This window comes from Phascolarctobacterium succinatutens (assembly GCF_023497905.1).
In the GTDB taxonomy this organism is placed as follows: Bacteria; Bacillota; Negativicutes; order Acidaminococcales; family Acidaminococcaceae; genus Phascolarctobacterium_A; species Phascolarctobacterium_A succinatutens.
Window position 1 is genome coordinate 913,610 of sequence record NZ_CP097284.1, and the last position, 12,359, is coordinate 925,968.

The window sequence follows — 12,359 nt, forward strand, 5'->3', positions numbered from 1 at the left end:
TCAAAAAGTGTGCAACTTCTTATTGCAATTTAGAGCTTTTAATTTTTCGACTTCTGCATTGACAGCAGAAATCCTATCTAAAGTGTAGTCATCGTTTATGCCTTGTTCGACAAGACAATACAAATTATTTCTGCGTTTGATCGCGTCGGTCATTTGAGAAGTTTTAGCATGAATTTCATCCTTAACATCATCCTTGAGTGTAGCGTATTGTTGACGCATTTTATCTGCAATCCGCAACAATGCTTCAGAATTGAGAAAAGTGTGCTTGATTTTGTTGATTACAGCTGTATCTACAATTTCAGTATTAATCTGCTTCTGCGCGCATTTGTGGGCAGGGGTTCTATCTTTGTCCAAGCAACCATAGTAACTATACGATTTTTTGCGGGGAGTGATTGTGTGCCCTCCCATGGCACTCCCACAATGCCCACAAAAAATTTTGCCCGTTAAAAGATACTGGCGTTTCCCGTTATATATTCCAGGTCTGGACTTGTTTTGTCGCCTGCGGGCTTGTGCTGCCTCGTATAACTCCTTGCTGATTATTTCAGGGATGGCGCTGTCTATATTAATGTAATCTTCGGGGAAAGATTTAGCATGCATATTGCGGCCTTTACCTTTTTTTGCTCGAGGGTGTTTATTGTAGGAATAGATTCCGCAATATTTTTCATTTCCAATAATATCAAAAAGTGAATTCTTGCCAAAATCTCCGCCCGTTTTCGTTTTGTATCCAAGCTCATGTAGTCTTTCTGCTATTTTTTTGTAGCCTATTCCCTCAATATACAGCTTAAAGATAAGCTTGACGATTTCTGCCTCCTTGGTATTAATGACATAACGTTGGTTTTGATCTATATCATACCCTAACGGAGGGAGACCGCCATTAAACAAGCATTTATGGGCATTTTCATTGAGGCCTTTTTTTGTCTCCTTGGACAGATTGCGGGAATAATAGGCGGCGAAACCTACAAGCATGTTTTCCATCATTTGACCTTCTGGTGAACCGTCGATGTTTTGCACTGCGTACTCATAGCGCACATTGTTTTTAACCAGCATATCCTTGGTCAGGTAATAATCCAGCTCATTGCGGGCATTGCGGTCGATTTTGTGGAAAATAATAACCTCAAACTTCGCACACGGAAAACATCCCGTATGCCTTGATAAATCAGCTTGAACTGAATGTCGAAAGCCATTCACGCACACTTCTGTGCACGCAGACGACTCATCCAAAGAGCGGGCAGATCGTTCAGGAATCGTTCCAAGAGCGATTCGACCAGCAAGACTTCTGACGGATATTCTGCCCGAAGCTGCTCCGCAAACTCCTGCAACACGAGGCGAAGCGCTTCCATGTACTTCAAGTCCGGAAGCTCATCAAGCCCCAGATAGAAGAGCTCGCCGAGGCTTCGCCCATCCGTGTTCTCACGTTCCTCGACAGCCAGGAGCATATATCGTGTGCAGACGACGGCGACATGCGCCGTCATCGCATCGTAGGAGACGGAACGACAATCCTTGCCGAGCCGCAGGTAGGACTTGCACGCTTTGAAGAACACCTCGATGCCCCAGCGCTTCCCGTAGAGCTGGATGACTTCTTCCTCCGAAAGCGAGAGGTCTGTCGTGACGAGGACGAGATAATCCTTCCGCTTGTTGCGGTTCCGCACGAAGACCAATCGCACAGGCACGAGGGATTCTCCCTGTTTCGTCGCGACAGCATCGACGGACAGGAGGTAACGCGAGCGTCCGCGGCGTTTCTTGTGTTCCTTGTAGATGGCCTTGACGTTCGAGATCTTCCCTTCGCAGAGGTAGCGCACCTTCTTGCTCTTCTTTGCCATAGCGGTGACGTCATAGCCGAGGTCATGGATGGCTTTCAGCGACGACGGCGAGCAGAACCATGTGTCGAAGAGGACGTACTGCGCGGGGATTCCTGTCGCCTTGACCTCCTGCAACAAATTGAGGACGACGGCTGGCGCTTCCATCTGCGCGAGCTTGCGCTGCTTTCCGCCGTTGCTCCTGGCATCGACGGACGCGTCGGCCTCGTTGAGACGATTCTTTCCCTTCGATGTCGAAAGGAGGCAGAACGTGAGCGGCAGGAAGGTGTTCCCATCCGTCCAGCCAAGGACGAGCAGGCGGAAGCCCTTCGTATAACGGTGGCTCACATGGTCGTAGACGTTCGCCAAGAGTTCCACGCGCTTGGAGCGCGAGCGGCTGAAGAGCGAATCGTCGACGATGATAGCGCAACGACGTCCGGCGTCTGTCAACGGTTTGATGGTTTCGTTGATGATCCGCGCCGCAAGGAGCAGCGTGAACCTGCGCCAGTTCGTGTGACAGGAGTTCAAGAAGCGGTAGGCCGTGTCCTTGCCAAACGGCAGGGATTCCTCGTGAAGCCGGCGTTGCATGTAAAGCGAGCGGTTCTCGAAGATGATGCTGACGAGCACAAGGAACACCAGAATAGCGGAAAAGCCCTTGAGTTTGCATGCGTTGGCAGACCGCAAAATCTGGCCGATGCGATATTGGTGGAAGAACAGCGAAGTTTTCTTCGAAATGGATTCCATCTGATGGGTGGTTTGTGGTATAATTTGCATAGCATGAACCTCCGCTTTAGTATGTTTTGTTTCACATCTTAATTACTCAAACTTCGCACACGGAAAACATCCCGTATGCCTTGATAAATCAGCTTGAACTGAATGTCGAAAGCCATTCACGCACACTTCTGTGCACGCAGACGACTCATCCAAAGAGCGGGCAGATCGTTCAGGAATCGTTCCAAGAGCGATTCGACCAGCAAGACTTCTGACGGATATTCTGCCCGAAGCTGCTCCGCAAACTCCTGCAACACGAGGCGAAGCGCTTCCATGTACTTCAAGTCCGGAAGCTCATCAAGCCCCAGATAGAAGAGCTCGCCGAGGCTTCGCCCATCCGTGTTCTCACGTTCCTCGACAGCCAGGAGCATATATCGTGTGCAGACGACGGCGACATGCGCCGTCATCGCATCGTAGGAGACGGAACGACAATCCTTGCCGAGCCGCAGGTAGGACTTGCACGCTTTGAAGAACACCTCGATGCCCCAGCGCTTCCCGTAGAGCTGGATGACTTCTTCCTCCGAAAGCGAGAGGTCTGTCGTGACGAGGACGAGATAATCCTTCCGCTTGTTGCGGTTCCGCACGAAGACCAATCGCACAGGCACGAGGGATTCTCCCTGTTTCGTCGCGACAGCATCGACGGACAGGAGGTAACGCGAGCGTCCGCGGCGTTTCTTGTGTTCCTTGTAGATGGCCTTGACGTTCGAGATCTTCCCTTCGCAGGGGTAGCGCACCTTCTTGCTCTTCTTTGCCATAGCGGTGACGTCATAGCCGAGGTCATGGATGGCTTTCAGCGACGACGGCGAGCAGAACCATGTGTCGAAGAGGACGTACTGCGCGGGGATTCCTGTCGCCTTGACCTCCTGCAACAAATTGAGGACGACGGCTGGCGCTTCCATCTGCGCGAGCTTGCGCTGCTTTCCGCCGTTGCTTCTTGCATCGACGGATGCGCTGGCCTCATTGAGCCGGTTCTTTTCCTTCGAGGTTGAAAGAAGGCAGAACGTGAGTGGCAGGAACGTGTTCCCGTCCGTCCAGCCGAGGACGAGCAGCGGAAGCCCTTCGTATAGCGGCGGCTCACATGGTCGTAGACGTTCGCCAAGAGTTCCACGCGCTTGGAACGCGAGCGGCTGAAGAGCGAATCGTCGACGACGATGGCACAACGCCGGCCGGCATCCGTCAGCGGCTTGATGGTTTCGTTGATGATCCGCGCCGCAAGAAGCAGCGTGAACTTGCGCCAGTTCGTGTGGCAGGAGTTCAAGAAGCGGTAAGCCGTGTCCTTGCCGAACGGCAGCGAATCCTCGTGAAGTCGGCGCTGCATATAGAGCGAGCGGTTCTCGAAGATGATGCTTACGAGCACGAGGAAAACGAGAATGGAGGAAAATCCTTTGAGCTTGCAAGCGTTGGCCGCGCGCAGAATCTGGCCGACATGATAACGACGGAAGAACGCCGAAGTTTTCTTCGAGATGGATTCCATCTGCTGGGTGGTTTGTGATATACTTTTCATAGCATGAGCCTCCGGTGCTTGGTATGTTTTTGAGCCAACATAATTATACCAAACTGGCAAGACTCATGCTATTTTTCTGTTTACAAAGCCTGGACTTTCAAGGGGTGCAGGGGATTTTTACCTGCGAAGTTTGAGTAATATATAAGAAAAGAGAGAATTTTGCATGTTAGTAACTGATTTTGATTATGATTTGCCACAGGAGCTTATTGCTCAGCATCCTATGGAGCCGCGCGACCATTCGCGCCTGCTGGTTGTTGACAAAAAGACCGGTGAAATTGAGCATAAGCATTTTTATGATCTGGTAAATTATCTTAAGCCCGGCGATGTGCTGGTGTTTAACGATACCCGCGTTATTCCCGCGCGCCTGCACGGCACGAAGGATACCGGTGCCCATGTCGAGGTATTTCTGCTGACCCGCAGAGATGCAACCGACTGGGAGGTTCTGGTGCGCCCCGGTAAAAAGCTGCAGGTTGGTGCCAAGATTAACTTCAGCGATGAATTGAGCTGCGAGGTTATTGAGCACACCGACTTCGGCGGACGCGTAGTACGCTTTAAGTATGACGGTATCTTCGAAGAAATTCTTGATCGTCTGGGCGAAACTCCTCTGCCGCCGTATATCACGGCACCGCTGGAGGATAAGGAGCGTTATCAGACTGTTTATAACCGTGAGCGCGGCAGTGCTGCCGCTCCGACTGCAGGCCTGCACTTTACCAAGGAGCTGCTGCAGAAAATCAAGGAAATCGGCTGCGAAGAGGTTTTTGTAACGCTGCATGTAGGCCTTGGTACCTTCCGCCCCGTAAGCGAGACGAAGATTGAGGACCACAAGATGCATAAGGAGTTCTACACCGTATCGCAGGAGGCTGCGGATGCAGTAAATAAGGCGAAGGCCGAAGGCCGCCGTATTATTGCGGTTGGCACTACGGCAGTACGCACTCTGGAGGCTGCGGGCGCTGACGGTCAGCTGCACGCTGGCAGCAGCTGGACGAATATCTTCATCTACCCCGGTTACAAATTCCGTCTGGTGGATGACCTCGTAACCAACTTCCATCTGCCGCAGAGCACGCTGCTGATGCTGGTAAGCACTCTGTCTACCCGTGAGATTATGCTGCAGACCTACAAGAAGGCGGTTGAAGAAAAATATCGCTTCTTCTCCTTTGGCGATGCCATGTTTATTACAGACCTCAATAAATAAGATTTTTTGCCTTCGACGAAAAGCCGAAGGCGCTGATAAATATTTTTAGGAGTTGCATATGACTAAACACGCAGTAACCTACGAACTAATTAAAGAATGTCCGCGCAGCGGTGCGCGTCTTGGCCGCTTGCATACGCCGCATGGTACCTTTGAAACTCCGATGTTTATGCCTGTAGGCACACAGGCAACGGTAAAAACTCTGGCACCGGAAGAGCTGTACGATATGGGTAGCCAGGTTATTTTGTCGAATACCTATCATCTGTTTTTGCGTCCCGGTCACGAGCTGGTGCGCAAGGCAGGCGGTCTGCACAAGTTTATGAATTATAAACGCGGTATGCTTACCGACAGCGGCGGCTTCCAGGTATTCAGCCTGGGCGCTATGCGCAAAATCACCGAAGAGGGCGTAATGTTCCGTTCGCATATCGACGGCAGCAAGCAGTTCCTTTCGCCGGAGGTTTCTACTCAGGTGCAGGAGGCATTGGGCGCTGATATCGCGATGGCCTTTGATGAATGCATCCCGTATCCCGCCGATTTTGATTATGCCAAGCGTTCTACCGAGCGTACCACACGCTGGGCCAAGCGTTGTCTGGAAACTCATACGCGTGAGGATCAGTCCATGTTCGGTATCGTGCAGGGCGGTATGTATCCCGAGCTGCGCCGCATGAGCGTACAGCAGCTGACAGAGCTTGACTTCGCCGGCTACGGTATCGGCGGTCTGTCCGTAGGCGAGCCTAAGTCGATGATGTACGATATCCTTTCACATACCACCGAGCTGATGCCGAAGGATAAGGCACGTTATCTGATGGGCGTAGGCACTGCAGACTGCATTGTAGAGGCAGTAAACCTTGGCGTTGATATGTTTGACTGCGTATTTCCGACACGTGTTGCCAGAAATGGCACCGCTATGACGCACACCGGCCGTCTGGTAGTACGCAACGCAACCTACGCAGAGGATTTCCGTCCGATTGAGGAAGGCTGCGACTGCTATGCCTGCCGTAACTTCAGCCGTGCTTATATCCGCCATCTGTTCAAGGCAGAGGAGATTTTCGGTCTGAGACTCTTGTCTATTCACAATCTGCATTTCCTGCTGCATTTTGCCAAGGAAATACGTGAGGCAATCGCTAATGACTGCTTCCCTGAGTTCCGCGAAAGATTCTTAGAAAATTATCGTTGATAACAAGGATTTTTCCGATTTACAGAGAATATATAAAAATGGTATAAATAAACTGAACTATTGCATACTAAAATGTTTGCAAGAGGAACCTGCAAATATGTCCGAATTTGCGGGAAGTGATAAAATGTGGAGGTGTTCAATATGCAAGGTGGAGATACAATGGCTTTGCTCAATTCTCTCTGGCCCTTCTTTTTAATGGGCGGCATATTCTATTTCATGCTCTGGAAACCCCAGAAAAAAGAGCAGCAAAAAAGACAGGATTTGTTAAACAGCCTGAAGGAAGGCGACGAAATCATTACCATTGGCGGTATCTATGGTAAGATTACCGCTATTTCCGAAAAACGCGTTAAGGTAGAGGTTGCCGAAGGCGTAGTAATCGAAATGGCGCGCAATGCTGTCAGCGGTTTCCAAAACCCCGCTAAAAATTCCTGATGGTGATTGCAGAAGAAAAAGTTGAGCTGCGCAAGTATTTTAAAAGGCTGCGGTCGCAATTGACCGCAGAGCAGGCTGCTTCCGGCAGTCTGCTGACTGCCCGTCAGATACTGGCCTGTGATGCATATCGCAAAGCGAACTGCATCATGGGCTATTTGGCTTTCGGAAATGAGCTGTCTGTGGACCTGGTTCTGCAGCAGGCCTTGGCCGACGGCAAGACTGTTGCCGTGCCGCTGGTGCAGTCGGCAACGGAGATGGCTCCTGTTCAGCTGGAAAACATGCTGGAGTTTGAGCTTGACCGTTACGGCATCCGCAGCGTCCGCCAACCGGCGAAGCTGCTGCAGCCGCAGCAGCTTGACCTTGTACTGGTGCCCGGAGTGGCCTTCGGCCGCGACGGCAGCAGACTGGGGATGGGCGCGGGTTATTATGACCGTTTTCTGCCGCAGGCGGAAAACGCATTGCTCATGGGCATCGCTTACGATGCTTTTATTCAGCCGAATCTGCCGCGGGATGAATTTGACGTGCTTGTACAGCTTTTAGCAAGTGAAAGCGGGATTACCACTCTCAGTCCGCTTAGCTTATAAATTAAATCCAGTTAATCCAAAAAAATCTTAAGGAGGAAGTTATTTTGCGTTGGAATGAATTCGGGAAATTTCTGATTGTCGCTTTGGCGATTATCGGCGGTTTCTGCGTATACATCTCGCCTCTGGCTAATTCCATTAAACAGGGCTTGGATCTGCAAGGTGGTACTCATGTAGTTTTACAGGCTGTGGATACGCCGGAACTTAAGGTTGACGATGACGCTGTCAACCGCAGTGTAAAGGTTATTGAGCGTCGTGTAAATGAGTTGGGCCTGACCGAGCCTGTTATTCAGCGTCAGGGCAAGGACCGTATTATTGTTGAGCTGCCGGGCGTAAAGGATCCTGAAAAGGCTATTGCTATGCTGGGCCGTACCGCTATGCTGCAGTTCAAGGATGAAAGCGGCAAGGTTGTTCTCACAGGCAGTGACCTGAAGGACGCTAAGGCACAGGTTTCCCAAGGGAATCAGGCTGTAGTAGGTCTGGAATTTAATGATGAGGGCGGCAAAAAATTTGCTGACCTTACTGCCCGCAATGTAGGCAAAAAAATCGCTATCGAGCTTGACGGCCAGGTACTGACCGCTCCTGTAGTACAGGAAGCTATCACCGGCGGCCATGCACAGATTTCCGGCTCCCGTAACGTTGAGGAAGCCGAGCATCTGGCAATCCTGCTGCGCAGCGGCAGTCTGCCGGTTAAAATCGAAGTTATGGAAAACCGTACCGTTGGCCCTACCCTCGGTCAGGATTCCAAAGACAAGAGTGTTAAGGCCTTCAGCATCGGTATCATCGGCGTATTTGTATTTATGCTGCTGTTCTACCGTCTGGCAGGTGTAGTTGCGGACATTGCTCTGCTGCTGTACGTAATGCTGCTGCTTTTGGTAATGCGTTATCTGGGTGCAACACTGACACTGCCCGGTATCGCAGGTATTATCCTGTCTGTCGGCATGGCGGTTGACGCCAACGTACTGATTTTCGAACGCTTCAAGGAAGAAGTTAAGCGCGGCAAAACTCTGCGCAGTGCGATGGATTCCGGCTTTGGCCGCGCTATCGTAACCATCCTTGACTCCAACCTTACTACTATCATGGCTGCAGCCGTACTGTTCTACCTGGGCACCGGTCCTATCAAGGGCTTTGCTGTTACCCTGGCACTTGGTACCTTGCTGAGTATGTTTACCGCAGTAACCGTTACCAAATTCCTGCTGCGCTTTTTGATTTACAGTAACATCACCAAGAGTCCCTTCCTGTTTGGTGCAAGAGCACCGAAAGCAAAAGAGGAGGTGGCTAAATAATGAAGTTCTCTATCGTTAAGCGTTATAAAATTTTCTTCGCTATTACCATCACCTTCCTGATTATCGGTATCGGCTCCATGCTCTTCAAGGGCTTCAACCTGGGCATTGACTTTACCGGTGGCAGTATCATGGATTTGGAATTCAAAAATCCTGTTACCGTTTCTCAGGTACGTGAGGTGCTTAAAGAAAAGGATCTGGGCAATGCTATTATCCAGCTGGAAAGCAGCGACAGCAATGCCAAAAGCTCTAAGGGCGTGCTGATTCGTACCGGCGTTATCAGCGACGAGCAGCGTCAGCAGGTAATGACCGACCTGAAGAGCAAGGTTGGCGACTTTGCTATCCAGCGTGTTGAAAACGTTGGTGCTACTGTCGGCGGCGAGCTGATTCAACAGGCTGTGATGGCGATTGTGCTTTCCTGGTTCCTGATGATTGCTTATATCACCATCCGCTTTGAATTCCGCTTTGCTCTGGCAGCGATTATTGCTTTGATTATCGACGTACTGGTAACCCTGAGCTATTTCTCCCTCTTCCATATGGAGCTTGATTCCTCCTTCGTTGCAGCTTTGCTGACGGTTGTTGGTTATTCTGTCAACGGTACCATCGTTATCTTCGACCGTATCCGTGAAAACCTGAAAATCCATCGCCGCAGCGAAAGCATGACGGAAATGGTAGACAACAGTATCTGGCAGACCATGGGACGCAGTATCTATACTGTAGGTACCTCTCTGTTCGCTGTTGTAGCTATCTTCATCTGGGGCGGTGAAACTATCCGCAACTTCTCCTTTGCTATGCTGGTAGGCTTCTCCAGTGGTGCTTATACCTCCACCTTCCTCGCAGGTCCGTTATGGATGATGCTGCGTAAGCTGAAACCCGGCAGAGATTAAAATTAAAACTATAGCCTGTGTGCATTAGGAAAAATGAATGCCGCAGGCTATTTTTCTTGTTTTTGACGGCTGAAAAAGCTACAATAATAGGTGATATTGCAAGAGAAGCTTTTGTTTTTATCGGTACTGTTAAGGAGAACTGGAATGATTTATATTTTGAAATTTATCGCAGCCTTTTTGCTACCTCCGGGTTTGTTTGTGCTGCTGGGAATCATACTGAGTGTTTATTTGTGGCGGCGGCGGCAAAACATCGGCCGTTTTGCTTTCAGCTTAAGCGCTTTTTTGACGCTGCTGTTATATTTCAGCTCTACCTTATTGGGAGCAAAGCTGCTGGGACAGCCGTTGGAGAACCGTTATATTCAGCAGCAGCCTTACGCTGCACAAGTGATAGTTGTTCTTGGCGGCGGCAGCGTCGGTTCCGCACCGGACGGCACTGAGCGCGGAGGCCTGATGTCCGCCGGAGCGGCGCGCCTGCTGACGGCAGCACGCCTGGCAAAGCAGCATTCGCTGCCGGTGCTCATCAGCGGCGGGCAGGTGTTCAGGGACGGCGTGAGCGAGGCGCTTGTCGCCGAGCGTATTCTGCTGCAGCTGGGGCTGCCGCAGGAGCAGATTATTGTTGAAACGCGGGCCAGAACAACGAAGGAAAATGCTGCCTATACTGCCATGCACTGCCGTGAGCGTGGCTACCAAAGCGTGCTGCTGCTGACAAGTGCGCTGCATATGCCTCGCAGCATGCAGTTCTTTGAACGTTATTTAGGTGAGCAGGGCGTAAAGGTTGCCGCCTATCCCTGTGATTACACACTCAATCCGCAGGGCAAGTTTAACCCGCGTTGGCTGGTGCCTCAGCTGCAGGCCTTTGACGTTACCTGTATGGCTTTGCATGAATATGTGGGGATGGCCGGTGCCTTTTTACAGCGTTAATTTGCAGCGGCAAGCTGACTTCGACCGGCTAATTTGCATAATTTCCGCCTTTTTTGTATAATAAGTAACAGATAGAAACAAATATTATTTTTGGGTGGGTTATATTATGAAAAAAATTCTGTTCTTAGTTTGCCTGCTGCTTTGTCTGCTGCTTGCCGGCTGCGGACCGCAGGAGAAGAATACCTCTGGCAGCGGTAAGGTTTTGTACACAGTGACGGATGCAACTGGCACTAAGCTGAGCTTCAGCGAAAAGCCGCAGCGTATTGTGAGCCTGAACGTATCTGCCGACGAAATTTTGCTGGATATGGTTGACAGTAAGCGCTTGGCAGCCTTGTCGCTGCTGGCCGATGATCCCGGTATCTGCAGTGCCGGTGACAAGGTGAAATCCGTCAAGGGCAGAGCGCAGGGAAGCAACCTGGAAAGTGTGCTGGCCATGCAGCCTGATCTTGTTATTATCCCGGATTATACTGTGGAGCCGATTCAGGGACTGCGCAGCGCGGGACTCAAGGTTTATGTGTGCCATACGCCGAATAATGTGCAGGATATCTTTAAGTTTATCAGGGAAATCGGCTCTGCCGTAGGCGAAGAAGCCAAGGGTGAGGCGATGGCCAAAAACATGGAAGCGCAGCTGGAGGCTGTGCGTAAGCAGGCGCTGCAGGCTGCAGGCGATAAGCCGCTTAATGTGCTGGCACTTTCCTTTACCGGACCGCTGGGCATGAGGGGCACCTTCAGCGGCCTGTGCTATTATGCAGGCGTGCATAACGTGCTTGATGGCATGGATATTCCGTATCAGAGCAACCTGTCGGAGGAAAAAATGCTGGAGCTTAATCCGGAGCTGATTATTACGCCGAGCTGGGATTACAGTAAAAAAGGCGACCCGGAGCAATTCCGTCAGCGCATTTTACAAAATCCGGCCTATAAGAGCATTAAGGCTGTAAAGAACGGCCGCGTGCAAAGTTTGCATGATAATTATTTATACAGTACTTCGCAATATACAGTTAAGGCGGTGCAGGAATTGGCACATGCCGCTTATGGAATTTAGTTAGGAGATGCAGTGGCAATGAGACTAGTCAAAACAATTGGTCTGACACTTTTATTGGCAGCGGGAATGCAGCTGTGCGCTGCGGCCAAGGAGCAGGAAGCGTTTTATACAGGTGAAAAAATTAAGGGATATGATAAGGGCAGCTTTGTAGTTTTGGAGGCCGATGATATTAACTTCCGCAGTGCCGCTGAGGACGGCAATGTTTTAAAGGTACTGCCGCATCATTCGCTGCTGCGTGTTATCCGCCAAAGCGGTGACTGGCTGGAGGCCGAATCGGACGGTGTGGACGGCTTTATCTACGCGCCCTATACCGTTGCCGGAAGCAGGGACGAGCTGACGCAGGAGGATTTTGCTCTTGGCTATGCCGCACTCGGACAGAAGTTTGACGAGCAGAAGGCCGAGGAGCGCCTTGGTGCCGTCAAGCAGGAGAAAATAGATAAAAAGCGTAAGCAGATAAACTATACATTTGAGGGCGCCGTAATCAGTGTTGCCCGCAAAAAACAGGCAGTAGATGCAATCCGTGTTGTTGATCCCAAGTATATTACGATGCGCGGCGTAAGCATCGGGGACAGTGCCGGCAGAGCTGTAGGACAGTACGGCCTGCCTGATGCGGTTGTTTATGCTGCCGATAATACCACCTACGAATATTTTTGGGAGGACGACAAGGAGCAGCCGTTGCGTTTTGCGCTGGAGGTTGACAAGCAGAGCCGTGTGACAGCCTTTATTTTGGAGAAGCTGAAGAAAAAATAGCAGTCTGCTGTCAGTCTTTGTGAAAT

11 protein-coding genes and 1 pseudogene are annotated in these 12,359 nt (G+C 50.7%); 9 read left to right on the plus strand and 3 right to left on the minus strand.

Annotated elements, in window-relative coordinates:
- The 3 genes and pseudogenes from M5E81_RS04355 to M5E81_RS04365 all read right to left on the minus strand — a co-directional run bounded on the left by M5E81_RS04355 (position 1) and on the right by M5E81_RS04365 (position 4,071).
- A complete protein-coding gene (locus tag M5E81_RS04355; RefSeq protein ID WP_249747964.1) occupies positions 1 to 1,188 on the minus strand; it encodes a recombinase family protein in 1,188 nt (395 codons plus the stop codon).
- The gene (locus tag M5E81_RS04360) at positions 1,185 to 2,570 is read right to left on the minus strand and encodes an IS4 family transposase (protein ID WP_249747153.1); all 1,386 of its coding nucleotides are present in this window, start codon (positions 2,568 to 2,570) and stop codon (positions 1,185 to 1,187) included. The genes M5E81_RS04355 and M5E81_RS04360 overlap by 4 nt, the downstream gene beginning before the upstream one ends.
- A gap of 116 nt (positions 2,571 to 2,686) precedes the next feature.
- A pseudogene (locus tag M5E81_RS04365) lies at positions 2,687 to 4,071 on the minus strand (IS4 family transposase).
- A gap of 163 nt (positions 4,072 to 4,234) precedes the next feature.
- Here M5E81_RS04365 and queA point away from each other — a divergent pair.
- The 9 genes from queA to M5E81_RS04410 all read left to right on the plus strand — a co-directional run bounded on the left by queA (position 4,235) and on the right by M5E81_RS04410 (position 12,333).
- Entirely contained in the window at positions 4,235 to 5,263 is a 1,029-nt protein-coding gene (gene queA / locus M5E81_RS04370) for a tRNA preQ1(34) S-adenosylmethionine ribosyltransferase-isomerase QueA (protein WP_249747966.1), read from the plus strand.
- Positions 5,264 to 5,321: 58 nt separating this feature from the next.
- Positions 5,322 to 6,437 (plus strand): tRNA guanosine(34) transglycosylase Tgt, encoded by a 1,116-nt coding sequence (gene tgt, locus M5E81_RS04375; protein WP_009146260.1) that lies wholly within the window; start codon positions 5,322 to 5,324, stop codon positions 6,435 to 6,437.
- A gap of 159 nt (positions 6,438 to 6,596) precedes the next feature.
- On the plus strand, positions 6,597 to 6,869 hold the full coding sequence (yajC, locus tag M5E81_RS04380) for a preprotein translocase subunit YajC (RefSeq protein ID WP_148495370.1): 273 nt from the start codon (positions 6,597 to 6,599) through the stop codon (positions 6,867 to 6,869).
- Positions 6,869 to 7,453 (plus strand): 5-formyltetrahydrofolate cyclo-ligase, encoded by a 585-nt coding sequence (locus M5E81_RS04385; RefSeq protein WP_009146262.1) that lies wholly within the window; start codon positions 6,869 to 6,871, stop codon positions 7,451 to 7,453. The genes yajC and M5E81_RS04385 overlap by 1 nt, the downstream gene beginning before the upstream one ends.
- A gap of 44 nt (positions 7,454 to 7,497) precedes the next feature.
- Positions 7,498 to 8,736: a protein translocase subunit SecD gene (gene secD, locus M5E81_RS04390; RefSeq protein ID WP_009146263.1), complete on the plus strand. Its 1,239-nt coding sequence runs from the start codon at positions 7,498 to 7,500 to the stop codon at positions 8,734 to 8,736.
- The gene (secF, locus tag M5E81_RS04395) at positions 8,736 to 9,620 is read left to right on the plus strand and encodes a protein translocase subunit SecF (protein WP_249747967.1); all 885 of its coding nucleotides are present in this window, start codon (positions 8,736 to 8,738) and stop codon (positions 9,618 to 9,620) included. The genes secD and secF overlap by 1 nt, the downstream gene beginning before the upstream one ends.
- A gap of 144 nt (positions 9,621 to 9,764) precedes the next feature.
- The gene (locus M5E81_RS04400) at positions 9,765 to 10,541 is read left to right on the plus strand and encodes a YdcF family protein (RefSeq protein WP_249747968.1); all 777 of its coding nucleotides are present in this window, start codon (positions 9,765 to 9,767) and stop codon (positions 10,539 to 10,541) included.
- A gap of 106 nt (positions 10,542 to 10,647) precedes the next feature.
- Positions 10,648 to 11,583 (plus strand): ABC transporter substrate-binding protein, encoded by a 936-nt coding sequence (locus M5E81_RS04405; protein WP_009146266.1) that lies wholly within the window; start codon positions 10,648 to 10,650, stop codon positions 11,581 to 11,583.
- Between the two features lie 18 nt (positions 11,584 to 11,601).
- Entirely contained in the window at positions 11,602 to 12,333 is a 732-nt protein-coding gene (locus M5E81_RS04410; protein WP_009146267.1) for a hypothetical protein, read from the plus strand.
- The last annotated feature ends 26 nt before the right edge of the window (positions 12,334 to 12,359 follow it).

What these genes read in the sequence shown, in the direction of transcription:
- queA (WP_249747966.1), top strand. Translation starts at nt 4,235, where the DNA reads ATGTTAGTAACTGATTTTGATTATGATTTGCCACAGGAGCTTATTGCT.
- secF (WP_249747967.1), top strand. Translation starts at nt 8,736, where the DNA reads ATGAAGTTCTCTATCGTTAAGCGTTATAAAATTTTCTTCGCTATTACC.
- M5E81_RS04360 (WP_249747153.1), bottom strand. Translation starts at nt 2,570, where the DNA reads ATGCAAATTATACCACAAACCACCCATCAGATGGAATCCATTTCGAAG.
- M5E81_RS04405 (WP_009146266.1), top strand. Translation starts at nt 10,648, where the DNA reads ATGAAAAAAATTCTGTTCTTAGTTTGCCTGCTGCTTTGTCTGCTGCTT.
- M5E81_RS04385 (WP_009146262.1), top strand. Translation starts at nt 6,869, where the DNA reads ATGGTGATTGCAGAAGAAAAAGTTGAGCTGCGCAAGTATTTTAAAAGG.
- tgt (WP_009146260.1), top strand. Translation starts at nt 5,322, where the DNA reads ATGACTAAACACGCAGTAACCTACGAACTAATTAAAGAATGTCCGCGC.
- yajC (WP_148495370.1), top strand. Translation starts at nt 6,597, where the DNA reads ATGGCTTTGCTCAATTCTCTCTGGCCCTTCTTTTTAATGGGCGGCATA.
- M5E81_RS04400 (WP_249747968.1), top strand. Translation starts at nt 9,765, where the DNA reads ATGATTTATATTTTGAAATTTATCGCAGCCTTTTTGCTACCTCCGGGT.
- M5E81_RS04410 (WP_009146267.1), top strand. Translation starts at nt 11,602, where the DNA reads ATGAGACTAGTCAAAACAATTGGTCTGACACTTTTATTGGCAGCGGGA.